This is a genomic window from Desulfocurvus vexinensis DSM 17965 (genome assembly GCF_000519125.1).
GTDB lineage: Bacteria > Desulfobacterota > Desulfovibrionia > Desulfovibrionales > Desulfovibrionaceae > Desulfocurvus > Desulfocurvus vexinensis.
In genome coordinates this window covers 1-24,629 of sequence record NZ_JAEX01000016.1, presented here as the reverse complement: position 1 = coordinate 24,629, position 24,629 = coordinate 1, and the positions used below count along the sequence as shown (strand labels likewise).

Annotated in this window: 25 protein-coding genes; 21 read left to right on the top strand and 4 right to left on the bottom strand. The window is 72.2% G+C overall.

Annotated elements, in window-relative coordinates; genetic code table 11:
* Positions 1-242: 242 nt before the first annotated feature.
* Positions 243-1,526 (bottom strand): adenylosuccinate synthase, encoded by a 1,284-nt coding sequence (locus tag G495_RS0111120; RefSeq protein ID WP_028587877.1) that lies wholly within the window; start codon positions 1,524-1,526, stop codon positions 243-245.
* Between the two features lie 178 nt (positions 1,527-1,704).
* On the opposite strand from G495_RS0111120, the gene G495_RS18740 reads away from it, so the two are divergent.
* Positions 1,705-3,213 (top strand): MltF family protein, encoded by a 1,509-nt coding sequence (locus tag G495_RS18740; RefSeq protein ID WP_156939686.1) that lies wholly within the window; start codon positions 1,705-1,707, stop codon positions 3,211-3,213.
* A 97-nt stretch (positions 3,214-3,310) separates the two neighbouring features.
* On the opposite strand, the gene G495_RS0111110 is transcribed toward G495_RS18740, so the two are convergent.
* Positions 3,311-3,646 (bottom strand): hypothetical protein, encoded by a 336-nt coding sequence (locus tag G495_RS0111110; RefSeq protein ID WP_035251848.1) that lies wholly within the window; start codon positions 3,644-3,646, stop codon positions 3,311-3,313.
* 147 nt (positions 3,647-3,793) lie between these two features.
* Between G495_RS0111110 and G495_RS0111105 the strand changes: the two genes are divergently transcribed.
* From G495_RS0111105 to G495_RS0111095, 3 genes are read left to right on the top strand one after another with little or no spacing between them, the layout of a single operon-like run.
* Entirely contained in the window at positions 3,794-5,068 is a 1,275-nt protein-coding gene (locus G495_RS0111105; RefSeq protein ID WP_028587875.1) for an IMP cyclohydrolase, read from the top strand.
* 58 nt (positions 5,069-5,126) lie between these two features.
* Positions 5,127-5,960, top strand: a complete 834-nt coding sequence (locus G495_RS18735; RefSeq protein WP_051445292.1) for a class I SAM-dependent methyltransferase — start codon at positions 5,127-5,129, stop codon at positions 5,958-5,960.
* A gap of 55 nt (positions 5,961-6,015) precedes the next feature.
* Positions 6,016-8,112, top strand: a complete 2,097-nt coding sequence (locus tag G495_RS0111095) for a ribonuclease catalytic domain-containing protein (protein ID WP_051445291.1) — start codon at positions 6,016-6,018, stop codon at positions 8,110-8,112.
* A 167-nt stretch (positions 8,113-8,279) separates the two neighbouring features.
* On the opposite strand, the gene G495_RS0111090 is transcribed toward G495_RS0111095, so the two are convergent.
* A complete protein-coding gene (locus G495_RS0111090; protein ID WP_028587873.1) occupies positions 8,280-9,032 on the bottom strand; it encodes an MBL fold metallo-hydrolase in 753 nt (250 codons plus the stop codon).
* Between the two features lie 9 nt (positions 9,033-9,041).
* Positions 9,042-9,911 (bottom strand): formyltetrahydrofolate deformylase, encoded by an 870-nt coding sequence (gene purU / locus G495_RS0111085; RefSeq protein ID WP_028587872.1) that lies wholly within the window; start codon positions 9,909-9,911, stop codon positions 9,042-9,044.
* Positions 9,912-10,129: 218 nt separating this feature from the next.
* On the opposite strand from purU, the gene G495_RS18730 reads away from it, so the two are divergent.
* From G495_RS18730 to trpA, 17 genes are all read left to right on the top strand, one after another.
* Positions 10,130-10,858, top strand: a complete 729-nt coding sequence (locus G495_RS18730; protein ID WP_035251846.1) for an AzlC family ABC transporter permease — start codon at positions 10,130-10,132, stop codon at positions 10,856-10,858.
* Positions 10,848-11,150 carry an AzlD family protein gene (locus G495_RS0111075; RefSeq protein WP_028587871.1) on the top strand — a complete coding sequence of 101 codons (303 nt, stop codon included), beginning with the start codon at positions 10,848-10,850 and terminating at the stop codon, positions 11,148-11,150. The genes G495_RS18730 and G495_RS0111075 overlap by 11 nt, the downstream gene beginning before the upstream one ends.
* Positions 11,151-11,221: 71 nt before the next feature.
* Entirely contained in the window at positions 11,222-11,668 is a 447-nt protein-coding gene (locus tag G495_RS0111070; RefSeq protein ID WP_051445290.1) for a DsrE family protein, read from the top strand.
* Positions 11,669-11,788: 120 nt separating this feature from the next.
* The gene (locus G495_RS0111065) at positions 11,789-12,136 is read left to right on the top strand and encodes an Mth938-like domain-containing protein (RefSeq protein WP_028587869.1); all 348 of its coding nucleotides are present in this window, start codon (positions 11,789-11,791) and stop codon (positions 12,134-12,136) included.
* 398 nt (positions 12,137-12,534) lie between these two features.
* Positions 12,535-13,344, top strand: a complete 810-nt coding sequence (locus G495_RS0111060; RefSeq protein WP_028587868.1) for a 2-amino-3,7-dideoxy-D-threo-hept-6-ulosonate synthase — start codon at positions 12,535-12,537, stop codon at positions 13,342-13,344.
* Between the two features lie 20 nt (positions 13,345-13,364).
* Positions 13,365-14,339, top strand: coding sequence for a 3-dehydroquinate synthase II family protein (locus G495_RS0111055; RefSeq protein ID WP_028587867.1), 975 nt, complete (start codon positions 13,365-13,367; stop codon positions 14,337-14,339).
* A gap of 4 nt (positions 14,340-14,343) precedes the next feature.
* Positions 14,344-15,459: a prephenate dehydratase gene (pheA, locus tag G495_RS0111050; protein ID WP_035251844.1), complete on the top strand. Its 1,116-nt coding sequence runs from the start codon at positions 14,344-14,346 to the stop codon at positions 15,457-15,459.
* A gap of 57 nt (positions 15,460-15,516) precedes the next feature.
* Positions 15,517-15,741, top strand: coding sequence for a DUF2283 domain-containing protein (locus tag G495_RS0111045; protein WP_028587865.1), 225 nt, complete (start codon positions 15,517-15,519; stop codon positions 15,739-15,741).
* 10 nt (positions 15,742-15,751) lie between these two features.
* Positions 15,752-17,092, top strand: a complete 1,341-nt coding sequence (gene aroA / locus G495_RS0111040) for a 3-phosphoshikimate 1-carboxyvinyltransferase (RefSeq protein ID WP_028587864.1) — start codon at positions 15,752-15,754, stop codon at positions 17,090-17,092.
* Between the two features lie 6 nt (positions 17,093-17,098).
* Complete coding sequence (locus G495_RS0111035; protein WP_245588415.1) at positions 17,099-17,875, top strand: prephenate dehydrogenase/arogenate dehydrogenase family protein; 777 nt, start codon at positions 17,099-17,101, stop codon at positions 17,873-17,875.
* A gap of 127 nt (positions 17,876-18,002) precedes the next feature.
* Positions 18,003-19,418: an anthranilate synthase component I family protein gene (locus G495_RS0111030; RefSeq protein ID WP_028587862.1), complete on the top strand. Its 1,416-nt coding sequence runs from the start codon at positions 18,003-18,005 to the stop codon at positions 19,416-19,418.
* The gene (locus tag G495_RS0111025) at positions 19,402-20,004 is read left to right on the top strand and encodes an anthranilate synthase component II (RefSeq protein WP_028587861.1); all 603 of its coding nucleotides are present in this window, start codon (positions 19,402-19,404) and stop codon (positions 20,002-20,004) included. Before G495_RS0111030 ends, G495_RS0111025 begins: the two co-directional genes overlap by 17 nt.
* Positions 20,001-21,002, top strand: coding sequence for an anthranilate phosphoribosyltransferase (trpD, locus tag G495_RS0111020; RefSeq protein ID WP_028587860.1), 1,002 nt, complete (start codon positions 20,001-20,003; stop codon positions 21,000-21,002). Before G495_RS0111025 ends, trpD begins: the two co-directional genes overlap by 4 nt.
* Positions 20,995-21,768: an indole-3-glycerol-phosphate synthase gene (locus G495_RS0111015; RefSeq protein ID WP_028587859.1), complete on the top strand. Its 774-nt coding sequence runs from the start codon at positions 20,995-20,997 to the stop codon at positions 21,766-21,768. Before trpD ends, G495_RS0111015 begins: the two co-directional genes overlap by 8 nt.
* Positions 21,765-22,430 (top strand): phosphoribosylanthranilate isomerase, encoded by a 666-nt coding sequence (locus G495_RS0111010; protein WP_051445289.1) that lies wholly within the window; start codon positions 21,765-21,767, stop codon positions 22,428-22,430. Before G495_RS0111015 ends, G495_RS0111010 begins: the two co-directional genes overlap by 4 nt.
* Positions 22,431-22,495: 65 nt before the next feature.
* Complete coding sequence (gene trpB, locus G495_RS0111005) at positions 22,496-23,665, top strand: tryptophan synthase subunit beta (protein ID WP_028587857.1); 1,170 nt, start codon at positions 22,496-22,498, stop codon at positions 23,663-23,665.
* Between the two features lie 56 nt (positions 23,666-23,721).
* Complete coding sequence (gene trpA, locus G495_RS0111000) at positions 23,722-24,486, top strand: tryptophan synthase subunit alpha (RefSeq protein ID WP_028587856.1); 765 nt, start codon at positions 23,722-23,724, stop codon at positions 24,484-24,486.
* The last annotated feature ends 143 nt before the right edge of the window (positions 24,487-24,629 follow it).

Below are 24,629 nucleotides of genomic sequence, written 5' to 3'. Positions count from 1 at the left end.
TCCCGCCCGGGGCGGGCGGCGCGCGGCCATCCTGGCCGCCTTGCGCATTGTAACAGGTGACACGGGCGCCAGAAACACGAATTTCCGCGCCCGGGGCCGGGGCGTAAAAATGCCGCCCCGGGGGTCCCGCCAGCGGGGAAGCAAGAACCATGCCCCCCTCTGCCCCGCCCCGGCGGGCGGCGGGCACAAAAAACCCGGCCTGGGCCGGGTTCCTGTCGGGCTCTGCCCGGTGCGGCGGGGCCTCAGCCCCGCATGATGGTTTGCCTGCGGTCGGGCCCCACGGAGACCAGGGAGCAGCGCACGCCGAGCACGGCCTCGATGCGCTCCACGTAGCGGCGGCAGTTTTCCGGCAGGTCGGCGAAGGTGCGGCAGGCGCTGATGTCCTCGCTCCAGCCGGGCATGGCCTCGTAGACCGGCTCCACCAGGGCCATGGAGTTCTCCTCCAGGGGCGGGTAGTCCTGCTGGCGGCCCTTGTAGCGGTAGGCCGTGCAGAGCTTCAGCTCCGCCAGGCCGCCCAGCACGTCGAGCTTGGTCAGGGCGATGTCCGTGGGGCCGTTCAGGCGCACGGACTCGCGCAAGAGGGCCAGGTCGAGCCAGCCGCAGCGGCGCTTGCGCCCGGTGGTGGCGCCGAATTCGGCGCCCACGCGCTGCATGTGCTCCCCGGCGGCGTCGCCCAGCTCGGTGGGGAAGGGCCCGGAGCCCACGCGGGTCGTGTAGGCCTTGACCACGGCCACCACGCGGGTCAGGGCGCCGGGGGCGCAGCCGCTGCCCGCCGCCGCGTTGCCCGACACGGTGTTGGAGGAGGTCACGAAGGGATAGGTGCCGTGGTCGATGTCCAGGTGCGTGCCCTGGGCGCCCTCGAAGAGCACGTTGCGCCCGGCGGCCATGGCCTCGCCGACGATCCCGGCCACGTCGCCCACATACGCCGCCATGCGCCCGGCCACGGGCAGCACCTCGCGGAACACGGCCTCGGCGTCCAGGGCGGGCTGGCCGTAGAGCCCGGCCAGAAGAGCGTTCTTCTCCACCAGGGCCCGCTCGATCTTGGCGCGCAGCAGGCCGGGGTCGGCCAGGTCCGCGGCGCGGATGCCGATGCGGGCCATCTTGTCCTCGTAGCAGGGGCCGATGCCGCGCCCGGTGGTGCCGATCTTGTCGCCGCTGGCCTTGGAGGTCTCGCGGGCGGTGTCCAGCAGGCGGTGGTAGGGCATGATGACATGGGTCTTGGCGCTGACGACCAGCCGCCCCGGGCTCACGTCCACGCCCCGGGCCGCCAGCTTGTCCACCTCCTGGAGGAAGACCACCGGGTCCAGGACCACGCCGTTGCCCACCAGGCAGCGCTTGGAGCCGTGCAGGATGCCCGAGGGGATCAGGTGCAGGATGACCTGCTCACCGTCCACGACGAGGGTATGCCCGGCGTTGTTTCCGCCTTGGAAACGGACAATGATCTCGGCATCTTCGGTGAGAAGATCCACGATCTTGCCCTTGCCCTCGTCGCCCCACTGGGCGCCCATGACCACGGTGTTTGACATTTCGTTCTCCTTCTGTCAGAACCACGTTCCCCTTTTGCCGACGCCCGCGCAGAGCGCAGCAAAAGGCATCCTTGTCTAAATAACGCTTCCGGCAAAGTCAACAGTCTTTCATTGCTGTGAAAGAGACGCCGGGGCCCGGGTGGCAGGCTTCTTGCTTTGCCCCCTGTTTCCAAAGACCATGCACGTCAACATACCAACACGCCCCCGGGCCGGTGATCTGGTGATCCTGGCCGTGGCCCTGCTGCTTCTCGTGGAGCTGGTCTACGCCATGCATTGGCGCGAGGCTGGCTACCGCGCGCGCACGGTGCTGCGCGTGGCCGTGCCCGGGCACGAATGGATCCAGGGCGCGCCCGCCCGCCAGGGCCGGGGCTTCGAGCAGGAGCTGCTCGACGCCTACTGCCGCGACAACGGCCTGACCTGGAAGCTCCTGGAAACCGGCACCTGGGACCAGGCCTGGGCCATGCTGGAGCGCGGCAAGGCCGACGTGGTCATCGCCCTGGGCTCCGTCCCGCCCGCCGCCCTGGCCAAGCGCGCGGTGCCCGGCCCGGCCTACGCCCGCTTCAACCCCGTGATCATCCACAACGACCGCCGCTTCGGGGTGCGCACCGACTGCGAGCTGTGCGACCAGCCCATCCTGGTCAGCACCAACGCCGCCCTGCACGACGCCCTCCAGGGCCGGGGCGACGAGCTGGACTGCACGCCCAGCGCCGTGGTCGGCGACGGGCTGGACATCGTGCCCCTGCTGGACACCCTGGACGGCAACCAGGCCCGCTTCGCCCTGGTGGACGAGGGCCGCTTCCGGCTCTGGCAGCCCTTCTACCACCGCATCCGCACCTCGCGCGCCCTGCCCGAGTCCATCCCCTACCGCTGGTACTGGGACGGAACCGACCAGCCCCTGGCCCGCTCCCTGGAGGCATTCTGGACGCGCATGGACGGCAGCCCGGCCCTGGCCGACCTCTACGACAGGTATTTCGGCTTCCTGCCCGAGGAATCCGACCCCTTCGAGCTGGCGCACCTGCTGCGCACCGTGGGCACCCGCCTGCCGCGCTACGGCGCGACCATCGCCCGGGCCGCCGCCCAGAGCGGCATCGACCCGCTGCTGCTGGTGGCCGTGCTCTACCAGGAGTCGCGCTTCGACCCCGGGGCGGTTTCCAAGACCGGGGTGCGCGGGATGATGCAGCTCACCGCCGACACCGCCCGGCGCCTGGGCGTGGACCGCAACGACCCGCGCCAGAGCATCCTGGGCGGCGCGCGCTACCTGCGCATGCTCCACGACGCCCTGGACGACCCCGCCCTGGACGACGACACCCGCTGGCTCTTCGCCCTGGCGGCCTACAACCAGGGCCCCGGGCACCTGAACGACGCCGTGGCCCTGGCCCGGCGCCTGGGCGGCACGGGCGCCTCCTGGCGCGAGCTCAAGGACGCCTTCCCCAAGCTGGCCTGGGAGCGCTGGTACAAGGACGCCAAACACGGCTACACGCGCGGCTTCGAGGCCGTGGCCTTCGTGGAGAGCATCCGCTATTACCACTATGTCCTGCGCGGGCTGGTGGCCCTGGAGCGGCCCGAGGCCCAGGCGCTGGCCGCCGTGTACGACGGCCCCGAGGGCGAGGCCGCCCGCGCCCGGCTGGCGGCAACCCCCGCCGCGCCCACCGACGCCTCCGGCCCCGACGTGGCCGCCGCCGAGTAGCCGCGCCCGCCCCAAGCCCCCCAACGCAATCGGCCCCCTTCCTGCTCCGGGAAGGGGGCCGATTGCGTTGGCGCGCGCCCGGTTTCCGGCGCCGGGGCTAGTCGCCGTCCGGGGTTCCGGGGTCCTTGAAGGGCAGGATGCGCGCACTCCGGGGGGCCTTGGCCTCCTTGCGCGGCATGGGCGGGCGCGAGATGAGCTCCGGGCCGTGCAGCCCGTGCCCCGGCCCCTCGGACGACTGCTTCCAGTGGTAGTTGAAGAGCTGGTTCTTCCAGCGCATGGCCTGGATCATGCCGAAGACCAGCGCCGCCTCCTCCCATTTGCGGGTGGGCTCGAAATGCTGCACCCGGGCTGCGTACCTCTCCCACAGCGAGGCCAGGGAGGCCTCGTCGTAGCCCATGAGCTGGCGGGCCAGTCTTTCCAGAGCCTTTTCCACGGAAATCTCCTTGTTGCGAAACAGGGCGGGAGCACACGGCGGGGGGCGGCGCGACGGCGGCCAGCCCGCGCGCCGGGCCCTTCATTGCCCAGCGGGCCCCGCTATGCTATCAGCACTTCCTCAGCACGTAAATCGAGGAGAACAGCCATGAGCGACCTGAAGGCCATGTACCGCACCATCCAGGGCGACCCCTTCCCCGACGACCTGACCCTGCGCCTGGGCGACCAGGAACTGGTGCTGCGCAAGCGCGGCTGGACCATCGACGGAGAGCGGCGCGGCCTGCGCTACGGCGAGAACCCCGACCAGCCCGCCGCGCTCTTCGAGCTGGTGGGCGGCGGCCTGACCCTGGACGGCGTGACCTTCCGCGGCCCGGGCCAGGGGCTGGTCAGCGCCCTGACCGAGGAGCACATGCTCCAGGCGGGCAAGCACCCCGGCAAGATCAACCTCACCGACGTGGACAACGGGCTGAACATCCTGCAATACCTGACGGCCAAGCCCGCCGCCGTGATCCTCAAGCACAACAACCCCAGCGGCGCCGCCTGGACCGACGAGGGCCTGGCCACGGCCCTGGAACGCGCCTTCCTCGCCGACCGCATCGCGGCCTTCGGCGGCACGGTGGTGGTCAACCGGCCCATGGACGAAGCCTGCGCCGCCCTGGTCAACGGCTCCTATTTCGAGGTTGTCGCCGCGCCGGACTTCAGCGCGGCGGCCCTTGCCCTGCTGCGCCAGCGCAAGAACCTGCGCATCCTGCGCATCCCCGGGCTGGCGGACCTGGGCGCCCTGGCGGGCCAGCCCTTCCTGGACATCAAGAGCCTCGCCGACGGCGGGCTGGTGCTGCAATTCTCCTTCCGCAACCGCATCCTGTCCGCCGCCGATTTCCTGCCCGCCAGCGCGGAAAAGGACGGCTCGGCCTTCACCGCCCGCAAGCCCACGGCCCAGGAGGCCGACGACCTGCTCTTCGCCTGGGCCGTGGAGGCCGGGGTGACGTCCAACTCCGTGATCTTCGCCCGCGACGGCGCCACCGTGGCCATCGGCACCGGCGAGCAGGACCGCGTGGGCTGCGTGGAGCTGACCATCCACAAGGCCTACACCAAGTACGCCGACCTGCTGGCCTCGGGCGAGCTGGGCATGAGCCTGTACGAGCTCAAACTCAAGGCCGGGAGCGACCCGGCCCTGGCCGCCAGGCTGGAGGACATCCAGGCCCGCACCCGCGCGGCGCGCGGCGGGCTGCCCGGCAGCGTGCTGGTCTCCGACGGTTTCTTCCCCTTCCGCGACGGGGTGGACGTGGCCCTGGAGCAGGGCGTCACGGCCATTGCCCAGCCCGGCGGCTCCATCCGCGACTGGGAGATCATCCAGGCCGTGAACCAGGCCTCGCCCCAGGTGGCCATGGTCTTCACGGGCCAGCGTTCGTTCAGGCACTAGGCGGCGCGCGCCGCCCCTGCCGGGCGGCGCCAGCAGCCACAACCCGGCAGGAGCGGCCATGACCCCTGGCCCCCCCGGCCCGGCGGGCGCACCCGCCCCGGGCCCGCGCTTCGAGTTCGGCGCCAACTGGCGCGCCTTCTCCCGCCAGAGCCTGGACCCCCAGGCCCTGGAGGCGGCGCGCCTGTCCCTCACGGCCCTGCTGGGCCAGGGGCGCATCCGGGGCGCGCGCTTCGTGGACGTGGGCTGCGGCTCGGGGCTGTTCTCCCTGGCCGCCGCCGGGCTGGGCGCCGCCGAGGTCCTGGGCTTCGACCTCGACCCCGAGGCCGTGCGCACCAGCCAGGACAACCTGGCGCGCCTGCTGCCCGAACACGCCGGGCGCGTGCGCTTCGTGCAGGGCTCCATCCTCGACCCGGCCTTCACCGCCGCCCTGGCCCCCGCCGGGGTGGTCTACGCCTGGGGCTCGCTGCACCACACCGGGGCCATGTGGCGCGCGGTGGAGGCCGCGGCGGGCCTGACGGCCCCGGGCGGGGCCCTGGCCCTGGCCCTGTACGCCCGGCACTGGACCAGCCCGCTGTGGCTGGGCGTCAAACGGCTCTACAACGCCCTGCCCGGCCCGGGGCGCCGGGCCATGCAGTGGGCCCTGACCCCGCCGCTGCTGCTGGGCGCCTGGGCCACCACGGGCCGCTGGCCCCTGGCCCGGGCCAACCGCGACCGGGGCATGGATTTCCACCACGATCTGGTTGACTGGATCGGGGGCTACCCCTACGAATACGCCTCCCCGCAAGAGGTGGCGGACCGGGCCGCGCGCCTGGGCCTGCGGCCCCTGGCCATGCGCCCCCAGCGCGGCTGGACGGGCTGCGCCGAATACGTTTTCCTGCGCCCCGGCCCCTGAGGCCCGGGCCACGAGCCTGCAAGGCCCCCCGGGGCCATTGGAGCGGATAGAGACGATGAGTTCCCTTGTGCGCTACCCCGGCCCCGGCTGCGTGGTCGAATTCCTGCACGGCAACCGGACCAACGTGGCCTGGGTGCTGGCCGAACAGTCGGGGCGCTACCGCCTGCTGCTGGCCAACCGCCGCGAGACCAAGCTGCCCGCCGCGCGCCTGCTGCCGTGGTCCGGCCCGGCTTATTCCGGCGAGCACAGCCGCGAGGAGATCGTGGACATCCTGACCCGCCACGACCAGGAGCGCGAGGCCCTGGCCGCAGGCGTGGACCCCGCCGAGCTGTGGGAGCTGGCCCAGGGCGACGTGGCCCGGGCCTCCGCCGAGTGGTTCGCCTCCCTGTTGTGGGACGCGCCCGGGCCCGACCGCGTGGCCGCCGTGGGCCGCCGGATGCTGGAGCAGAAATCGCATTTCAAGTTCCAGCCGCCGGACTTCGACATCCACCCCCGCGAAAAGGTCGAGGCGCGCACCGCCGAGCTGGAGGTCCAGCAGCGCCGCGAGCGCGTGGTGGGCGCAGGGCAGAGCCTGTTCCGCGAGCTGTGGGACTGCCACGTCAAGGGCCGCCCGGCCCCCGTGTTCCCCGCCGGGCCGGGCGGGCCGCTGGACCCCGGCCCAGGCGGCGAGGACGGCGAGGCCGCCGACACGGCCCAGGCCCTGCGCGCCGTGCTCCTGGCCGCCATGGCCGAGGAGACCGGCACCCCCGAGGCCGCCATCTGGGCCACCCTCAAGAAGGGCCTGCCCGAGGACCCGCACCTGCCCCTGCTGCTGGCCCAGACCTGGGGTGTGGTGCCCGAGCACTTCAACGCCCTGCTGCTGGCCGAGGGCTACGCCTGGGGCGACGCCTGGAGCGAACCCTTCGCCGACGACATCGCCGCCGCCCGCCAGCGCCTGGCGGCCCTGGCCCGCGAGCCCGAGCCCGAGCCCTACGTCAGCGTGGACTCGGCCACCACCCGCGACATCGACGACGCCTTTTTCGTGCAGCGCACCCCGGACGGGGGCTACCGCCTGCAACTGGCCCTGGCCTGCCCGGCCCTGACCTGGGACTTCGGCTCGGCCCTGGACCGCGCCGTGCGCGAGCGCGCCAGCTCGCTCTACCTGCCCGAGGGCACGAGCCACATGCTGCCCGAGGCCTACGGCCTGGGCCTGTACAGCCTGGAGCAGGGCCAGCCGCGCCCGGCCCTGGTCATGGACTTCACCCTGGACGCCGCAGGCGCCCTGCTCTCCATGCAGCCGCGCCCGGCCTGGGTCCGCGTGGCCGAAAACTCGACCTACGAGGCCCTGGAGGCCGCCCTGGACGGCGCAGCCCCCGACTCCCAGCCCGCCCTGGGCGTGGAGCTGGGGCTCAAGCTGCGCGGGCAGCGCATCGCCCGGGGCGCCGTGGTGGTGGACCGGCCCGACCCGGGCATCACCCTCACGGGCGAGGGCGCCCAGACGCGGGTGGACATCGAGCAGCACCCGGCCTGCCCCGGGGCCCAGACCGCCGTCAGCGAATTCATGATCCTGGCCAACTCCGCCGCCGGAGACTGGGGCCGCGAGCACGGCGTGGCGCTCATCCACCGCACCCAGGACATCACCCTGCCCGGCGACGCCGCCGGGGTCTGGACCAGCCCCGAGGACGCCCACCGCGTGGTGCGGCTCATGGCACCCACCTGCCAGGAGCTGACCCCGCGCCGCCACGCGACCATCGCCGCCGAGGCCTACGCGCCCCTGACCTCGCCCCTGCGCCGCTATGCGGACCTGGTGAACATGGCCCAGATGCTCCACGTGCTCGAACACGGCGCCCCGCTGTGGGACGCCGAAGAGCTGGGCCGCATACTGCCGCACCTCACGGCGCGCACCGAGGCCGCCGGGCGCATCCAGCGCTTCCGCCCGCGCTACTGGAAGCTCGTGTACTTCCGCCAGAACCGCAAGGAGCAGTTCGAGGCCGTGGCCGTGGAAGACGGGCAGTTGGTAACCCTGGCCCTGCCGCGCGAGCAGTTGTACGTGCGCGTCCCGCGCCAGATGCTCGGCGACAAGATCTACCCCGGCCAGCGCTTCCTCGTCCGCATGCACAAGGTCAACCCGCTGACCAACGAGCTGCGCGTGGCCGAGGCCTGGGAGCAGTAGCCCGGGCGGGCCCCCGCGCTCCCCGCTGGTCTGCCCGCAGGCCTGCAACCAGCCCCGGCGCCCCTGCGGCAACGCGCCCCGGGGCTGTCCCGGCGCCGCAAAAAACCGGGGCTGTCCTCGCTGGCGAGGGCAGCCCCGGTTTTGCACCCGGCCAGCGGCGCAAGGCCCTAGAGGGAAGTGGCATCGCCCGGCTCGGGCAGGAAGGCCTCCACGTCCGCCGCGTCGCGCAGCAGGGCTTCGATCTCGCCGCGCCGTTCGCGGCGCACCTCGCGGTTCATGTGCACCAGCCACAGCCGCCGGGCCCGGGCCTGGCGGGCAAAGGCGATGGCCCCGGCCACGGTGCCGTGCCCGGGGGTTTCGGCGTCCAGGGCGTAGGCCTCGTGGGCCAGCAGGTCCGCGTCGCGGGCCAGGGCCAGGGTGGCCTCCGTGGGTTTGCCGTCGCCGGAGTAGAACACCGCCGCGCCCTCGGCCTGGGCGCGCACGGCCAGGCACGGCGCGCCGTGGTCCGCCAGGGCGCAGGCCCAGGTGAACCCGGCGGCCTCCACCTCCCGGCCCGGGTCCATCTCGTGGACCTCCAGCCCGAAGCGCATCCGGGCCCGGAACCCGGGGTAGGCCATGTCCATGGCCTGCACGGCCAGTTCGCCCACGCCCCGGGGCCCCAGCAGGGCCAGCGGCGCCGTGCGGCCCTGCTCCCAGAAGCGCAGGAAGAGCAGCGGCAGGCCCAGGAAATGGTCGCCATGGAAATGCGAGATCCACACCGCGTCCAGGCGCAGGGGTGCGCCCGCGCAGGCCCAGAAGGCGTGGGCGGCGGTGAAGCCGCAGTCCAGCAGCGCCGAACGCTCCCCGGCTTCCAGCAGCAGGCAGGTGTTGGGCAGGGTTTCGTCGAAGGCCTCGCCCACGCCCGGAAAGGTCACGCGCATGGCCGCCCCCTAGTCGAAGATGACGGTCTTGTTGCCGTTGAGCAGGATGCGGTCTTCCAGGTGCCAGCGCACGGCCCGGGCCAGGATCTGGCGTTCCAGGTCGCGGCCCAGGTCCTTGAGGGCCCCGATGTCGTGGCGGTGGGTCACGCGGGCCACGTCCTGCTCGATGATCGGCCCGGCGTCCAGCTCCTCGATGACGTAGTGCGCCGTGGCGCCGATGAGCTTCACGCCCTTGTCGTAGGCCTTCTGGTAAGGGTTGGCGCCCACGAAGGCGGGCAGGAAGGAATGGTGGATGTTGATGATGCGCAGCGGGAAATGGGCCACGAAGGCCCCGGAGAGGATTTGCATGTAGCGCGCCAGGACCACCAGGTCCACGCCCTCGGTCAGCTCCAGCAGGCGCGCCTCGGCCCGGGCCCGGCCCTCGGGGCCGGGGGCCACGGGCACGTGGTGGAAGGGGATGCCGAAGCCTTCCACCACCGGGCGCAGCTCGTCGTGGTTGCTGGCCACCAGGGCGATGTCCGTGGGCAGCTTGCCGCGCCGCCACAGCCAGAGCAGCTCCAAAAGGCAGTGGTCCAGCCGCGAGACGAGGATGGCCGTGCGCTTGACGCGCGCGGCGTAGCTGATGTGCCAGCGCATGTCGAAGCGCGCGGCCACGGTTTCGGCAAAGGCCTTTTCCAGCGCCGGGCCGGACACGTCCATGTGCGGGGTGTGGAATTCCAGGCGCGAGAGGAACGTGCCGCCCTCGGGATCGGTGGAATACTGGTCGAGGGTGGTGATGTTCACCGCGTGGGAGTAGAGGAAACTGCTCACCGCCGCGACGATGCCGGGGCGGTCCGGGCAGGAGATGAGCAGCCGGGCGATGGAATCGGTGCTGGGCATGGGCGTCCTTGCTGGCCGCGCGCGGCGGCGGGTGTCGGTGCCGCAGGACTGTAGGCAAAACCCGGGGCGGGAGCAAGCCCGGGCCGCCCCCCTTGCCCAAGCGCCCCGGCGTCGCCTGCGGGGTTGCGCAAGGCGGCCCAGGGGCGCTACATATCAGGAAATGGAGCCCCGGGCGGCAAGTCCGCCACGGGCAGCAGGACCCGCGCAACGGAGGACGCATGACCCCACCCCACGCAAGCCCGGGCGCCCCGGGCCGCTTCGGCCTCGAAGGGCTGCGCCTGGGCGCTCTGGGCGCGGCGCCCGTGGCTCTGGGCGTAGCCGCATACGGGCTGGTCTACGGCATGCTCGCCGGGCAGGCGGGCATGACCCTGGCCGAGGCAGGCGCCATGAGCGCCCTGGTCTTCGCCGGGGCCTCGCAGTTCGTGGCCCTGGAGATGTGGAGCCCGGACGTGCTGGTCCAGCCGCTGCCCGTGGCAACCCTGGCGCTCATGGCCCTGGTGGTCAACCTGCGCCATGTGCTCATGGGCGCCTCCCTGGGGCCGCACCTGGCCGGAATCGGGCCGCTGCGGGCCTACGGCAGCATGTTCTTCCTGGTGGACGAGGGCTTCGCCCTGGCGGCGGCCTACCACGCCCGGGGCGGGCGCAAGGCGTCGTTCCTGCTGGGCACGGGGCTTGTGATCTACGCGGCCTGGCTGGGCGCCACCCTGGCCGGGCACGCCGCCGGGGCCCTGGTGCCCGACCCCGCGCGCTACGGGCTGGACTTCGCCTTCACGGCGGCCTTCCTGGCCCTTCTGGCCGGGCTGTGGCGCGGGCGGGGCGACGCGGGCATCTGGCTGGTGGCCGCCGTGGTGGCCGTGGCCGGGCAGCAGCTTCTGCCCGGCAAATGGTACATCCTGCTGGGCGGGCTGGCCGGAGGGCTGGCCGGGCTGGTGCACCATGAGCGCTAGCGCCCAGGCCCTGGCGGCCATCGCGGCCATGGCGGCGGTGACCTACGCCACGCGCGCCGCCGGGCTGTTCCTGGTGGGCCGCCTGCGCATGGGGCGGCGCGCCGAGGCGTTCCTGTCGGCCATTCCCGGGGCGGTGGTGGTCTCGCTGGTGGCCCCGGCGGTGCTGACCCAGGGGCCGGCCGAGGCCCTGGCCGGGCTGGTGGCCCTGGCCGTCGCCGCCACCACGCGCAGCCTGCCCCTGGCCATGGTCGCGGGCGTGGGCGCGGTGTGGGCGCTGCGCCTGGTGCTCTAGGGCCGCGTTCTTTCCTTTTCCCCCGGGCCCGGGGCGTGCTAGGCTGCGCACAAACCCCAAGGAGGCCCGATATGCACCGCATCCCGACCCGCCGCGCGGCTTTCGCCTGCGCGGCCCTGCTGCTGGCCCTGCTGCTGGCCCTGCCCGCCCTGGCCGGAGCACCCCAGCGCATCATGACCAGCGTGACCACCGCCGACGTGAACCGCGCGGCCATGGCCATCCAGTTCACCCACGCGGCCATGAAATCCAAGGGCGTGCCCGCCACGCTGTTCTTCAACGTGGACGGCGTGCGCCTGGTCAACCGGGGCGTGCCCTCCCCGGTCTACCCCACGGGCCAGTCCATCCGCGAGATGATCGAGGCCTTCATGCGCGACGGCGGCACGGTCCTGGCCTGCCCCATGTGCATGAAGCACATCGCCGGCATGACCGAGGCCGACCTCATGGACGGCGTGGCCTCCAAGGCCGGGGCCGGAGTGGATGCGGCCATGGCGCCGGACACGCTGGTGCTGACGTATTGACGCAGCGGGGCCTTGCGGCGCCGCAGGAAGGACGCCCAGGGCGGCAAAAGATGCATCGCATCCGCAAAAATGAACAAAGCATTCTGGACAAGAATGCAGTTTTGCGGTTTATATGCAACCATGACCACCATCGAAGAATACCACTTCGGGGTCATCCGGGTCGATGGAGAGACCTACCGCAACGATGTGAAAATCGTGGAAGGGGCGGTGGTGCCCAAGTGGTGGCGCAGGCGCGGGCATGTGTTCGACGTGCGCGACGTGCGCGACATCCTGGCGGCGCGGCCTGCCGTGCTGGTGTGCGGCACGGGCTCCTCGGGCATGGCCCGGGTGTCCGAGGCTCTGGAGCGGCGTCTGGCCGCCGAGGGCATCGCCCTGCACGCCCTGCCCACGGCCCAGGCGGTGGAGGCCTTCAACCGCCTGGGCGGCGAAGGCGTCGCCGTGGCCGGGGCCTTCCACCTGACCTGCTAGGCGGCCCCCCCGGGGCGGCAGGTGAATCCATCATCGGTTGTTTGCCCGCCAGCCCGCGCCCGGCGCGGGCTGGCGGGCTATGCGCCACCTGCAACCAGCCGGGAAAGCGGCAGGTTTTCCCGAGGCTGTGAATTTTTCCCTTGACACCCCTTCCCTCCGGGGATATTTGCTCCCCCATGCGCAACCAAACCCCCCTCCCGACCAGCACCGGTACCGCCGCCTCCAGCTTCGGCTGGATGTACTTTTGGTACTTTATGCCGGCCTGCGGTCAGGGACGGGGTGCTGTGTAGCGTCAACACACATCAGACCTCCAGGGCCGCGGGCAGAAAGTCCGCGGCCCTTTTTGTTCCTTGGGGGCCGTGGGCCCGGGCGCCGGAGCGCAGCAGCAGGAGCAGCAGATGAACACGAACATGGGCAAAGCCGTGCGCCTGGAGCGCCTCTTCGACCGCAACACCGGGCGCATCATCGTCGTGCCCCTGGACCACGGCGTCACCGTCGGGCCCATCTACGGCATCGTGGACCTGCGCGACACGGTGAACCAGATCGCCGAGGGCGGCGCCAACGCGGTGCTCATGCACAAGGGCATGCCGCGCTGCTCGCACCGCGGCTCGGGCAAGGACGTGGGCCTGATCATCCACCTCTCGGGCAGCACGTCGCTGTCGCCCTTCCCCAACGCCAAGACCCTGGTGGGCACGGTGGAGGACGCCCTGCGCCTGGGCGCAGACGGCGTGTCGGTGCACATCAACCTGGGCGACGAAACCGAGCGCGACATGCTGCACGCCCTGGGCGAGGTGACCAGCAAGGCCGACTCCTGGGGCATGCCCGTGCTGGCCATGATGTACGCCCGGGGCCCGCGCATCAAGAACGAGTTCGACCTCGACGTGGTGCGCCACTGCGCACGCGTGGGCCAGGAACTGGGCGCCGACGTGGTCAAGGTGCCCTACACCGGCGACATCGCCAGCTTCTCCCGCGTGGTGGAGTCGTGCTGCATCCCGGTGGTCATCGCGGGCGGGCCCAAGCTCGAATCCACCACCGACCTTTTGGCCATGGTCCACGACTCGGTGCAGGCCGGGGGCGCGGGCCTGTCCGTGGGCCGCAACGTGTTCCAGCACAAGAACGTCTCGCGGCTGCTCAAGGCCCTGAACGGCATCGTCCACGGCGACTGGGACCTGGACCAGGCCGTGGAATTCATGGGCGAAGACCTCTAGCCCCCACTCAGGAGACGCCCATGAAGACCATCTATTTCCAGGCCATCCCCTTCGACAAGGCCCAGGTGACCCTGGCCCTGGAATCCGGGGTGGACGGCGTGATCACCACCGCCAAGGACGCCGACGCCGTGCGCGCCCTGGCCAAGATCGAGGTGCTGACCCCCGGCGACTTCACCCGCGTGGCCCTGGGCTCCAAGGCCGACGAAAAGGACGCCGCCAAGGCCCTGGCCGCCGGAGCCCGCGTCATCCTGGCCCACGGCTGGGAGATCATCCCCGTGGAGAACCTGCTGGCCCAGGGCACGGGCCTGGGCTGCGAGGTGAAGAGCCTGGACGAAGCCCGGCTGGCCGCTGGCATCCTGGAGCGCGGGGTGGACTTCGTGGTCCTTCTGCCCGAGGGCGCCGGGGCCATGAAGGCCGTGGTGGCCGACCTCAAGCTCAGCCAGGGCACCCTGGCCCTGGAGGCCGCCACGGTCACCGCCGTGCGCCCCGCCGGGCTGGGGCACCGCGTCTGCGTGGACACCATGAGCATGCTGCGCACCGGGCAGGGCATGCTGGTGGGCAATTCCAGCGCCTTCACCGTCCTGGTGCACGCCGAAACCGAGGCCAACCCCTATGTGGCGGCCCGGCCCTTCCGGGTCAACGCGGGGGCCGTGCACGCCTACGCGGCCATGCCCGGCGACCGCACGCGCTACCTGGAAGAGCTGGCCGCAGGCGACGAGGTGCTCATCGTGGACGCGCGCGGCGCCACCAGCCTGGCCACCGTGGGCCGGGTCAAGGTCGAGGTGCGGCCCATGCTGCTCGTCACCGCGCGCACCGACGCCGGGCGCGAGGGCGCGGTGTTCCTGCAGAACGCCGAGACCATCCGCGTGGTGCGCGAGGACGGCTCGCCCGTGTCGGTGGTCACCCTGGCCGAGGGCGACCGCATCCTGGTGCGCACCGATCAGGCCGGGCGCCATTTCGGCATGCGCATCGCCGAGGACATCAAGGAAGGATAAGGCCATGCCCGACACCAAGGACTGCGCCGCGCGCATGGACGCCCTGCGCGCCGAGATCGACACCCTGGACCGCGAGCTGCTGGCGCTGCTCAACCGCCGCGCGGCCTGCTCCCAGGAGGTCGGGCGCATCAAGGCCGAGGAGCGCGACCTGATCTTCAAGCCCTTCCGCGAGAAGGAAGTGCTGGCCGGGCTGGCGGCGGCCAACACGGGCCCGCTGCCCGAAGAGCACCTGCGCGCCATCTACCGCGAGATCCTCTCCTCCAGCCGCAGGCTCCAGCGCCCGCAGCAGGTGGCCTACCTGGGCCCGGAGGGCACCTTCTCGTACTTCGCGGGCGTGGAATTTCTGGGCCACAGCGTGGACTTCGTGCCCAAGGCCGGGCTGGAGGGCGTGTTCCGCGCCGTGTCCCAGGGCGAAACCGAGCTGGGCATCCTGCCTCTGGAGAACTCCCTGCACGGCACCGTGGGCCAGAGCCTGGACCTGTTTTTGCGCTTCGAGGTCCACGTGCTGTCCGAGCTGTTCTGCAAGATCAGCCACACCCTGCTGTCCACGGCCCCGCGCCTGGCCGACGTCAAGGCCGTGTACTCGCACCCCCAGCCCCTGGCCCAGTGCGACGCCTGGCTGCGCACCAACGTGCCCGGGGCCAAGCTGATCCCCGCCGAAAGCACCGCCGCCGCCGCCGCCCGCGTGGCCGAAACCCCGGGCGCCGCAGCCATCGGCCACAAGGCCCTGGCGGCCATGTTCGGGCTGAACGTGCTGGCCCGGGGCATCGAAGACCTGCCCGACAACTGGACGCGCTTTGTGGTCATCGGCCCGCGCCCGGCGGCGGGCGGGGTCCGCGACAAGACCTCGCTGCTGTTCACCGTGCCCGACAAGCCCGGGGCCCTGGTGGGCGTGCTGGCGGCCCTGTCGGCCCACGGCATCAACATGAAGAAGCTCGAATCGCGGCCCATGCGCGGCGAGAAGTGGAAGTACGTGTTTTTCGTGGACCTGGAATGCGACCTGGGCAGCGAGGCCTACGCCCGCGCCCTGGCCGACGTGGCCGCCAACTGCCACACCATGCGCATCCTGGGCAGCTACCCCCAGGGCCCGTCCCTGGACGTGTCCGCCGGGCTGGACTAGAACGGCGCGCAAGACAATCCCTGGCCCGCGACCCGGGCCGCAAGCGAGGATACCGCCATGCAACTGTGCTACGACTCCAAGAACGACGTGCTGACCATCGTGCTCTCCTCCACCCCGGTGCGCACCCTGGACACCGAAAAACCCGGCGTGGTGCTGGGCTACGGCGGCGACGGCACCCTGGTCAACTTCGAGATCAAGAACGCCTCGCGGCGCATCGACAACCCCCGCTCGGTGGATCTGTGCGTCAACGGGCGCAACGTCCAGGGCATGAAGCTCCTCTAGGGCCGCCGCCATGACCGCGCACGTCGTTTCCGTCCAGGCCCCGCCGAGCAAGTCGCTCTCGCACCGCATGGTCATCGCCGCCGCCCTGGCCGACGGGGTGAGCGAGGTCCGCCGCGTGCTGCAAAGCGACGACCTGGAGCGGACCATGGGCTGCCTGGCGGCCTGCGGCGCGCGCTTCGAGGCCGACGGCGACGCGCTGCGCGTGGAGGGCGTGGCCGGGCGGCCCCGGGGCGGGCAGGCCGAGCCCGTGAGCCTGGACGTCCACGAATCAGGCACCACCTGCCGGCTGATGACCGCCGTGGCCGCCGCCGGGCAGGGCCTGTTCCGCGTGCACGGCGCCCCGCGCATGCACGAGCGGCCCATCGGCGCCCTGGCCCGGGCCCTGGAAGCTCTGGGCACGCGCTTCCACTGGGAGGCCCGCCCGGGCTACCCGCCCTTCGTGATGACCGCTGCGGGCCTGAGCGGCGGCGAAATCACCGTGGACCTGGACGAGTCCAGCCAGTACCTCTCGGGCCTGCTGCTGGCCGCGCCTTCGGCGTCGCGCCATATGGTCATCGCCGTGGGCGGCACCAAGGTCGTGTCCTGGCCCTATGTGGCCCTGACCCTGGCCGTGCAGGAGCTGTTTGGCGTGCGCGCCAAGGCCCAGCGCCACGACGGCGAGTCCTGGATTTCCGCCGACTGGCGGACCATGCGCCGCGTGGACCCGGGCCGGGTGCGCTTCGTGGTCCGCCCCGGGGCTTACCGCGCCGGGAGCTACGTGGTCGAGGGCGACTGGAGCAACGCCTCGTATTTCCTGGCCGCCGGGGCCGTGGGGCCGCACCCGGTGCGCGTGGCGGGCCTGCGCGAGGATTCGCTCCAGGGCGACCGCGCCATCCTGGACATCCTGCGCCAGATGGGCGCGCGCGTCATGTGGCACGACGACGCCGTGACCGTGGCCCCGCCCGAGGCCGGGCCCCTGGCGGGCGTGACCGTGGACATGGCCGCCTGCCCGGACATCGTGCCCACCGTGGCCGCCGCCGCCTGCTTCGCGGCAACGCCCACGGAGATCCACGGCGCCGCGCACCTGCGCATCAAGGAATGCGACCGCCTGGAGGCCACGGCCACGGAGCTGGGCCGCGCCGGGGCCCGGGTCACGGTGCTGCCCGACGGGCTGCGCATCGACCCCGCGCCCCTGGCCGCCGGGAGCACGGTGCCCGTCACCACCTACGGCGACCACCGCATCGCCATGAGCACCTCCCTGCTGCGCCTGGCGGGCGTGCGCCCCGAATTCGACACCCCGGGCTGCGTGGCCAAGTCCTTCCCGGGCTTCTTCGACGAATGGAACAAGCTCGTTTCGCAACTTGAGTCGTGATTCCAGATGCCTAGGACTGTTATGAACATTGGCGACATCCTGCTCGTGGGCGCCCGGGGGCGCATGGGGCGCCTGCTGGCCGAGCGGGCCCGCGCCACCGGGCTGGCCGTGCGCGGGCTGGACGCGCCGCTCTCCCCCGAGGCCCTGGCCCAGGGTGCCCGGGGGGCGGACCTGGTGCTCCTGGCCGTGCCCGCCGCGGCCATGGCCGAGGTGGCCGGGCTGTGCGCGGCGGCCATGGCCCCGGGGCAGATCCTGGCCGACATCTGCTCGGTGAAGGTCCAGCCCCTGGCCGAAATGCTGGCGGCCCACCCCGGCCCGGTGGTGGGCACGCACCCGCTCTTCGGCCCCACCCCGGGGCCGGACGCCACGCGGGTGGCCATCGTGCCCGGGCGCGGCGAGGCCGCCGCCGGGGCCGTGGCCGACCTCATGGCCCGCCTGGGCTTCACGCCCTTTGCCACCACCGCCGAAGCCCACGACGAGGCCATGGCCCACGTCCAGGGCCTGAATTTCGTGACCAGCGTGGCCTACCTGGCCACCCTGGCCCAGCGGCCCGACCTGGCCGACTTCGCCACCCCCAGCTTCACCCGCCGCCTGGAGGCCGCGCGCAAGATGCTCACCGAAGACAGCGCGCTCTTCGCCGGGCTCATGGACGCCAACCCCTACACCCAGGACGCCGTGCGCACCTACCGGTCCATGCTCAACATCGCCGCTGGCGGCGACATCGAACTGCTGTGCGAGCGGGCCAACTGGTGGTGGCGACACGACACCGGCGGGGGAGGCTGATGCACGCAGGTCGATAGATCATCGATGACACGCCGCATCCTCCCCCGGGGAATGCGGCGTTTTCTTTTGCACCGCGCGCGGGCCAGGCCCGGGCGCCCAACCGGAGCACAGGGAAGAAGGAGGAGTCATGGAACCCATGGAACTGAGGCAGTACGGGCAATGGCTGCCCGCCGACATCCAGACCCCGGTCAGCCTGTTCCTCGGGCTGGTGGGGCACAAGCAGGGCCTGCTGCTGGAAAGCGCCGAGGTGGACGGCCGCTTCGGGCGCTACAGCATCGTGGCCTACAACTACGCCATGCGCCTGTCCTGCACCCGCGGCAGGCTGGACGTGGGCGTGCGCGACGAGCGCCTGCAGGGCATGAAGGCCTTCAACGGCCTGCCCTTCCTGGACGGGGTGCGCCAGGTCATGGCCCACCTGCGCATCGTGCCCGCCGAGGGCTTCGAGGAGCTGCCGCCCATCACGCGCTCGCTCATGGGCTACTTCGGCTACGGGGTGGCGGGCATGTTCGAGCCCAAGCTCGCGCCGCTGCTGCCCGCCGGTGAGGCCGAGGCCTGCCTGGTGCTGCCCGGCAACGTGGTCATGTTCGACCACCTCTACCACCGGCTGTGCTTCCTGACCCTGACCAAGGGCGTGCGGCCCCAGGCGGACATCCGCAACGTGACCCGCACCCCCGTGGTGCCCAACGTCGGCGAGGTGCGCACCGACCCCGGCGAGGGCTCCTACAAGAAGGGCGTGGCCGACGCCATCGAGCTGATCCGCCAGGGCGAGTGCATCCAGACCGTGCTCTCCACGCGCTTCTCGGCCTCCTTCGAGGGCGACAGCTTCGTGCTCTACCGGCGGCTGCGCCAGGTGAACCCCTCGCCGTACATGTTCTACATGCGCCTGCCCAAGGTCGAGCTGCTGGGCTCCTCGCCGGAGATGCTCGTGCGCTGCCGGGGCGGCGAGCTGACCACCTGCCCCATCGCGGGCACCCGCCCGCGCGGCGACAGCCCCGCCCAGGACGAAGCCCTGGCCGCCGAGCTGCTGGCCGACCCCAAGGAACGCGCCGAACACGTCATGCTCGTGGACCTGGGCCGCAACGACCTGGGGCGCATCGCCACCCCCGGCTCGGTGCGCGTGGACAAGTACATGCAGGTGGAGCGCTTCTCCCACGTCATGCACCTGACCTCCTACGTCAGCGCCCGGCTCAAGGACGGCCTGGACGCCCTGGACGTGCTGGCCAGCACGTTTCCGGCGGGCACGGTGTCCGGCGCGCCCAAGGTGCGGGCCATGCAGATCATCGCCGATATCGAGCGCCAGGGGCGCGGGCCCTACGCGGGGGCCATCGGCTGGCTGGGGCTGGACCCGGGCCGCGTGGACCTGGACACCGGCATCACCATCCGCAGCATGTGGGTGCGCGGGGGGGTGCTGTCCTGGCAGGCGGGCGCGGGTATCGTCTACGACTCCGACCCCGACCGCGAATGGCAGGAATGCCACAACAAGGCCCGCGTCATCCGTGAAATCCTGACCGGCAAGGGAGGCCTCGATGTTCTTGCTGATTGACAACTACGACTCGTTCACCTTCAACCTCGTGCAGGCCTTCCAGCGCCAGGGCCGCGACCCGCTGGTGAAGAAGAACGACGATCCCGCCCTGCTGGAGCTGGCCACGGACCCGGCCCTGGCCATGGTCTGCCTCTCCCCGGGCCCCAGCCGCCCCGAGAACGCGGGGCTGTGCCTGGAATTCCTGGCCCGGCTGCCCCACGCGGTGCCCGTGCTGGGCGTGTGCCTGGGCCACCAGGCCCTGGGCCTGTTCGCGGGGGCGCCCGTGGTGGTCAACGCGCGCATCATGCACGGCAAGACCTCGCTGGTGGACCACGACGCCACGGGCCTGTTCGCGGGCCTGCCCCGGCCCATGGAGGTCGGGCGCTACCATTCGCTGGTGGTGGACGTGGACAAGGCCCCGGCCCCGACCCAGGCGCTGTTGCGCGTCACCGCGCGCACGGACCAGGGCGAGGTCATGGGCCTGGAATACACCGACCGCCCCTGGGCGGGCGTGCAGTTCCACCCCGAATCGGTGCTGACCCCCGACGGCGAGCGCCTGCTCGCCAATTTCCCCCAAGCCCTGCTGCCCCAAGGAGAGATGCGATGACCATGCACATGGCCGACGTTCTGGAACTTCTGGCCTACCACAAGGATCTGCCCGCAGAGATGGCCGACGAGGCCTTCGCCCGGCTCATGGACGGCACCATGACCCCGGCCCAGGCCGGGTCGTTCCTCATGGGCCTCAAAACCAAGGGCGAGACCGCCCGCGAGCTGGCCGCCGCCGTGCGCGCGGCCCTGCGCCACGCCCGGCCCGTACACGGCCTGTCCGGCCCGCGCATCGACACCTGCGGCACCGGCGGCGACGGCACGTGCAGCTTCAACTGCTCCACGGCCACGGCCCTGGTGCTGGCGGGGCTGGGCCACGACGTGGTCAAGCACGGCAACCGCTCGGTGTCGAGCACCTGCGGCAGCGCCGACGCCCTGGAGGCCCTGGGCCTGTCCCTGACCACCGAGCCCGACGCCGTGGCGGGCGAGCTGGCCGCGCGGCACTTCGCCTTCCTCTTCGCCCCGGGCTACCACCCGGCCTTCAAGCATATCATGCCCGTGCGCCGCGAGATCGGCTGCCGCACGCTGTTCAACCTGCTGGGGCCGCTGCTCAACCCGGCCCGGCCCACGCACCAGCTCCTGGGCGTGGGCATCCCGGGGTTCGCCCCGCGCATGGCCAAGGTCCTGGCGCTGACGGGCGTGTCGCGGGCCTGCGTGGTCCACGGCGCGGGCGGATTCGACGAGCTGACGCCCTTTGGTGTAAACTCCGTGGTCTGGGTTCGCGACGGCTGGCTGCGCGAGGACGTCATCGACCCCCAGGCCCTGGGCCTTGCGCAGCACAAGCCCGAGGACGTGGCCGTGGCCAGCAAGGACGCCGCCGTGGCCGTGCTGCGCGAGCTGCTGGAAGGCGGCGGCCCGCAGGCCATGCGCGACATGCTCGTGCTCAACGTGGCCGCGTGCCTGCACCTGCTGGACGCCGCGCCGGACATGGCCGCCGCCGTGGAACAGGCCCGGGCCGCCGTGGCCGCCGGAGTCGGGAGGGCGCTGCTCCATGCTTGAACGTTTCGCCCAGGCCAAGCGCCGCGAGATCATGGACCTCATGGCCCTGGACGCCGGGGGGCGGATGCCCGCGCCCCGGCCCGGCCCGCGCCCGCCCTTCGCGGCGGCCCTGCGCGCGGCGGGGTCCGGGGCCGTGGTGGCCGAATACAAGCGCGCCTCGCCCAGCCGGGGCGACATCAACCTCGCCCTGGGGCCCCTGGACGTGGCCCGGGCCTACGCGCGCGGCGGGGCCGCCGCCATGAGCGTGCTCACCGAGGCCGACCACTTCCGGGGCGAGCTGGGCTTCCTGGACGCCTGCGTTCCAGCGGGGCTGCCACTCTTGCGCAAGGACTTCGTGCTCCACCCGCTCCAGGTGCGCCACACGGCGGCCACCCCGGCCTCGGCCCTGCTGCTCATCGCGCGCATGGTCGAGCCCCGCGAGCTGGCGCACATGATCGCCCTGGCCGCCGACCTGGGCCTGGAAACCGTGACCGAGGTCTTCGACGGCGAAGACCTGGCCCGGGCGCGCGGCGCCGGGGCGACCCTGATCCAGGTCAACAACCGCGACCTGGACACCCTGGAAATCTCGCTGGATGTCTCGCGCCGGCTGGCTGGCGCCAAGATGCCCGGCGAAACCTGGATCTCGGCCAGCGGCATCACGCGCGGCGCCCAGGTGGCCGAGCTGGCCGCCCTGGGCTACGACGCCGTGCTGGTGGGCACCTTCCTCATGGAGGGCGCCGACCCCGGCGCGGCCCTGGCCCGGCTCATCGAGGAGAGCAGACAATGAGCGACACCCGCCCCGCCGGGGCCCCCGCACCCCACCCCGCCCGGCCCCTGGTCAAGGTCTGCGGCATCACCCGCCAGGAGGACGCCGACGCCTGCCTGGACGCGGGCGTGGACATGCTCGGGTTCATCTTCCACCCCCCGAGCCCGCGCTGCGTGACCCCGGCCCGAGCCGCCGCCCTGCACACCCCCGGCGCCCTGCGCGTGGGCGTCTTCGTGCGCCAGACCCAGGCCGAGGTGCTTCACGTCATGGCCGCCGCCCGCCTGGACCTGGCCCAGCTGTGCGGCGACAACGACCCGGCCTTCTGCCGCGCCGTGGGCCCCGGGCGGGTACTGCGCGTGTTCTGGCCCGAGCGCTACCCCGCGCGCGCGGCCCTGGAGGACGACCTGCACCGCATGGCTCCGGCCATGGCCTACGCCCTGCTGGACGCCGGAACCTCCGGCGGCGGCCATGGCCGCGCCCAGGACGCCGAACGCCTGGCTGGCCTGGAAAGCCCCGTGCCCTGGCTGCTGGCGGGCGGGCTGTCGCCCGAAACCCTGCCTGCGGCCATGGCTGCCTGCACCCCGGCGGGCTACGACCTCAACTCCGGCCTGGAATCGGCCCCCGGCGTCAAGGACCACGCGCGCATCCGCGCGGCCCTGGCCCTGCTCCGCCCCCGGGGCTGACCCCGGCGCACCCGCAACCACCAAACCGGGCCGGGCCCCCGCCCGCCCGAAAAGGACGACGCACCATGAGAAAAGGATACTTCGGAGAATTCGGCGGGCAGTTCGTGCCCGAGCTGCTCATGCCGCCGCTCAAGGAACTGGAGGACGCCTACCGCACCATCGCCCGCTCCAAGCCCTTCCTCACGGAATTCGGACAGATCCTGGCCGAATACGTGGGCCGCTCCACCCCGCTCTACCGCTGCCCCAACCTCTCGGCGGAGCTGGGCTTCAACCTCTACCTCAAGCGCGAGGACCTGGCGCACACCGGCGCCCACAAAATCAACAACACCATCGGCCAGGCCCTGCTGACCCGGCACATGGGCAAGCGCGTGCTGCTGGCCGAAACCGGCGCGGGCCAGCACGGCGTGGCCTCGGCCACGGCGGCGGCCATGCTCGGCCTGTCGTGCATCGTCTACATGGGCGCCACCGATGTGGTCCGCCAGGCCCACAACGTGCAGCGCATGCGCCTGCTGGGCGCCGAGGTCCGCCCCGTGGAGTCCGGCACCAAGACCCTCAAGGACGCCATCAACGCCGCCCTGCGCCACTGGATCGCCGAGCAGGCCGACACGCACTACTGCATCGGCTCGGTGGTCGGCCCCGCGCCCTTCCCCGAGCTGGTGCGCGACTTCCAGTCCGTCATCGGCCACGAATGCCGCCAGCAGTGCGTGGAGCGCTTCGGCACCCTGCCCGACCTCGTGGTGGCCTGCGTGGGCGGCGGGTCCAACGCCATGGGCATCTTCCACCCCTTCGTGGAGGACCGCGAGGTGCGCCTGGTGGGCGTGGAGGCCGCAGGCACCGGCCAGCCGGGCTGCTACCACTCGGCCTCCGTGACCCAGGGCACCCCCGGCGTGCTCCACGGCACGCGCACCCGCCTGCTCCAGACCGCCGACGGCCAGATCCTGCCCTCGCACTCCGTGGCCCCGGGCCTGGACTACCCCGGCGTCGGCCCCGAGCACTCCTGGCTCGACGCCTCGGGCCGCGCCGAATACGTGACCGTCAACGACACCCAGGCCCTGGCCGCCTTCCAGGTCCTGTGCCGCCGCGAGGGCATCATCCCGGCCCTGGAGTCGTCCCACGCCCTGGCCTACGTGCTGGAAAACCGCGACGCCATCGAGCCCGGCTCCAACGTGGTGGTCAACCTCTCGGGGCGCGGCGACAAGGACCTGGGCATCGTGGCCGAAGTGCTCGGCGTCTAGCCGACCCCGCACCCAACGCACCCAACCGCGCGGCCAGCCCGCGCAGGAGAACGCATATGCCTTCCAAACTCACCCAACGCATCCGCGAGGCCCAGGCCGCCGGGCGCAAGGCGCTCATCCCCTACCTGCCCGCAGGGTTCCCCGGCCTGGACCAGTTCTGGGACGCCGTGGCCGACCTCGACCGCGCAGGCGCCGACATCATCGAAATCGGCGTGCCCTTCTCCGACCCCGTGGCCGACGGCCCCACCGTGGAACAGGCGGCCCTGGAATGCCTGGAACGCGGCGTGACCCTCAAATGGATCCTCCAAGAGCTGGAAAAACGCGCCGGGCAGTTCCAGGCGGGCATCGTGCTCATGGGCTACCTGAACCCGTTCCTGCAATACGGCCTGGACGCCTTCGCCCGCGACGCCGCCCGCGCCGGGGTGAGCGGCGTCATCATCCCCGACGTGCCCCACGAAGAATCGGCGGACATCCGCGCGGCACTCACGGCCCACGGCCTGGACCTCATCCCCCTGGTGGGCCTGAACACCAGCCCCGCGCGCCTGGCCCTCTACGCCAAGGACGCCACCGGCTTCGCCTACTTCGTGTCCGTGCTGGGCGTCACCGGCGAGCGCGCCGCCCTGCCCGGCGCCATCCGCGACAAGCTGGCCGAGGCCAAGCGGACCTTCAGCGTGCCCCTGGCCCTGGGCTTCGGTCTCAAAACCCCCGACCAGCTCGCCGCCCTGGGCGAGGGCCCCGACGCCGTGGTCTTCGGCTCGGCGCTTATCACCCACCTGCGCGCCGGAGGCACCCCGGCCCAGTTCCTGGCCGCCTGGCGCTAGCGAGGGGGGGGCCAAGCCTGGGGACGGTGCGTGCTCCTTGGGGTTGATTGGCCTCCGGCGGCTTAAGGGCCGTGGGCCCTTAAGAATCCCATTCGGGGTGGGCGTGGCGGCGCGCCGCCACGCCCACCCAATGCGGGATTCTC

Bases quoted from the DNA above. Each gene is read 5' to 3' on its own strand.
- trpA (WP_028587856.1), top strand. From the start codon at position 23,722: ATGCCTTCCAAACTCACCCAACGCATCCGCGAGGCCCAGGCCGCCGGG.
- G495_RS0111105 (WP_028587875.1), top strand. From the start codon at position 3,794: ATGAGCGACCTGAAGGCCATGTACCGCACCATCCAGGGCGACCCCTTC.
- G495_RS0111120 (WP_028587877.1), bottom strand. From the start codon at position 1,526: ATGTCAAACACCGTGGTCATGGGCGCCCAGTGGGGCGACGAGGGCAAG.
- G495_RS0111010 (WP_051445289.1), top strand. From the start codon at position 21,765: ATGAGCGACACCCGCCCCGCCGGGGCCCCCGCACCCCACCCCGCCCGG.
- aroA (WP_028587864.1), top strand. From the start codon at position 15,752: ATGACCGCGCACGTCGTTTCCGTCCAGGCCCCGCCGAGCAAGTCGCTC.
- G495_RS0111095 (WP_051445291.1), top strand. From the start codon at position 6,016: ATGAGTTCCCTTGTGCGCTACCCCGGCCCCGGCTGCGTGGTCGAATTC.
- trpB (WP_028587857.1), top strand. From the start codon at position 22,496: ATGAGAAAAGGATACTTCGGAGAATTCGGCGGGCAGTTCGTGCCCGAG.
- G495_RS0111065 (WP_028587869.1), top strand. From the start codon at position 11,789: ATGACCACCATCGAAGAATACCACTTCGGGGTCATCCGGGTCGATGGA.
- pheA (WP_035251844.1), top strand. From the start codon at position 14,344: ATGCCCGACACCAAGGACTGCGCCGCGCGCATGGACGCCCTGCGCGCC.
- G495_RS0111025 (WP_028587861.1), top strand. From the start codon at position 19,402: ATGTTCTTGCTGATTGACAACTACGACTCGTTCACCTTCAACCTCGTG.
- G495_RS0111090 (WP_028587873.1), bottom strand. From the start codon at position 9,032: ATGCGCGTGACCTTTCCGGGCGTGGGCGAGGCCTTCGACGAAACCCTG.
- trpD (WP_028587860.1), top strand. From the start codon at position 20,001: ATGACCATGCACATGGCCGACGTTCTGGAACTTCTGGCCTACCACAAG.
- G495_RS18730 (WP_035251846.1), top strand. From the start codon at position 10,130: ATGACCCCACCCCACGCAAGCCCGGGCGCCCCGGGCCGCTTCGGCCTC.
- G495_RS0111035 (WP_245588415.1), top strand. From the start codon at position 17,099: ATGCCTAGGACTGTTATGAACATTGGCGACATCCTGCTCGTGGGCGCC.
- G495_RS18740 (WP_156939686.1), top strand. From the start codon at position 1,705: ATGCACGTCAACATACCAACACGCCCCCGGGCCGGTGATCTGGTGATC.
- G495_RS18735 (WP_051445292.1), top strand. From the start codon at position 5,127: ATGACCCCTGGCCCCCCCGGCCCGGCGGGCGCACCCGCCCCGGGCCCG.
- G495_RS0111055 (WP_028587867.1), top strand. From the start codon at position 13,365: ATGAAGACCATCTATTTCCAGGCCATCCCCTTCGACAAGGCCCAGGTG.
- G495_RS0111060 (WP_028587868.1), top strand. From the start codon at position 12,535: ATGAACACGAACATGGGCAAAGCCGTGCGCCTGGAGCGCCTCTTCGAC.
- G495_RS0111045 (WP_028587865.1), top strand. From the start codon at position 15,517: ATGCAACTGTGCTACGACTCCAAGAACGACGTGCTGACCATCGTGCTC.
- G495_RS0111015 (WP_028587859.1), top strand. From the start codon at position 20,995: ATGCTTGAACGTTTCGCCCAGGCCAAGCGCCGCGAGATCATGGACCTC.
- purU (WP_028587872.1), bottom strand. From the start codon at position 9,911: ATGCCCAGCACCGATTCCATCGCCCGGCTGCTCATCTCCTGCCCGGAC.
- G495_RS0111030 (WP_028587862.1), top strand. From the start codon at position 18,003: ATGGAACCCATGGAACTGAGGCAGTACGGGCAATGGCTGCCCGCCGAC.
- G495_RS0111070 (WP_051445290.1), top strand. From the start codon at position 11,222: ATGCACCGCATCCCGACCCGCCGCGCGGCTTTCGCCTGCGCGGCCCTG.
- G495_RS0111075 (WP_028587871.1), top strand. From the start codon at position 10,848: ATGAGCGCTAGCGCCCAGGCCCTGGCGGCCATCGCGGCCATGGCGGCG.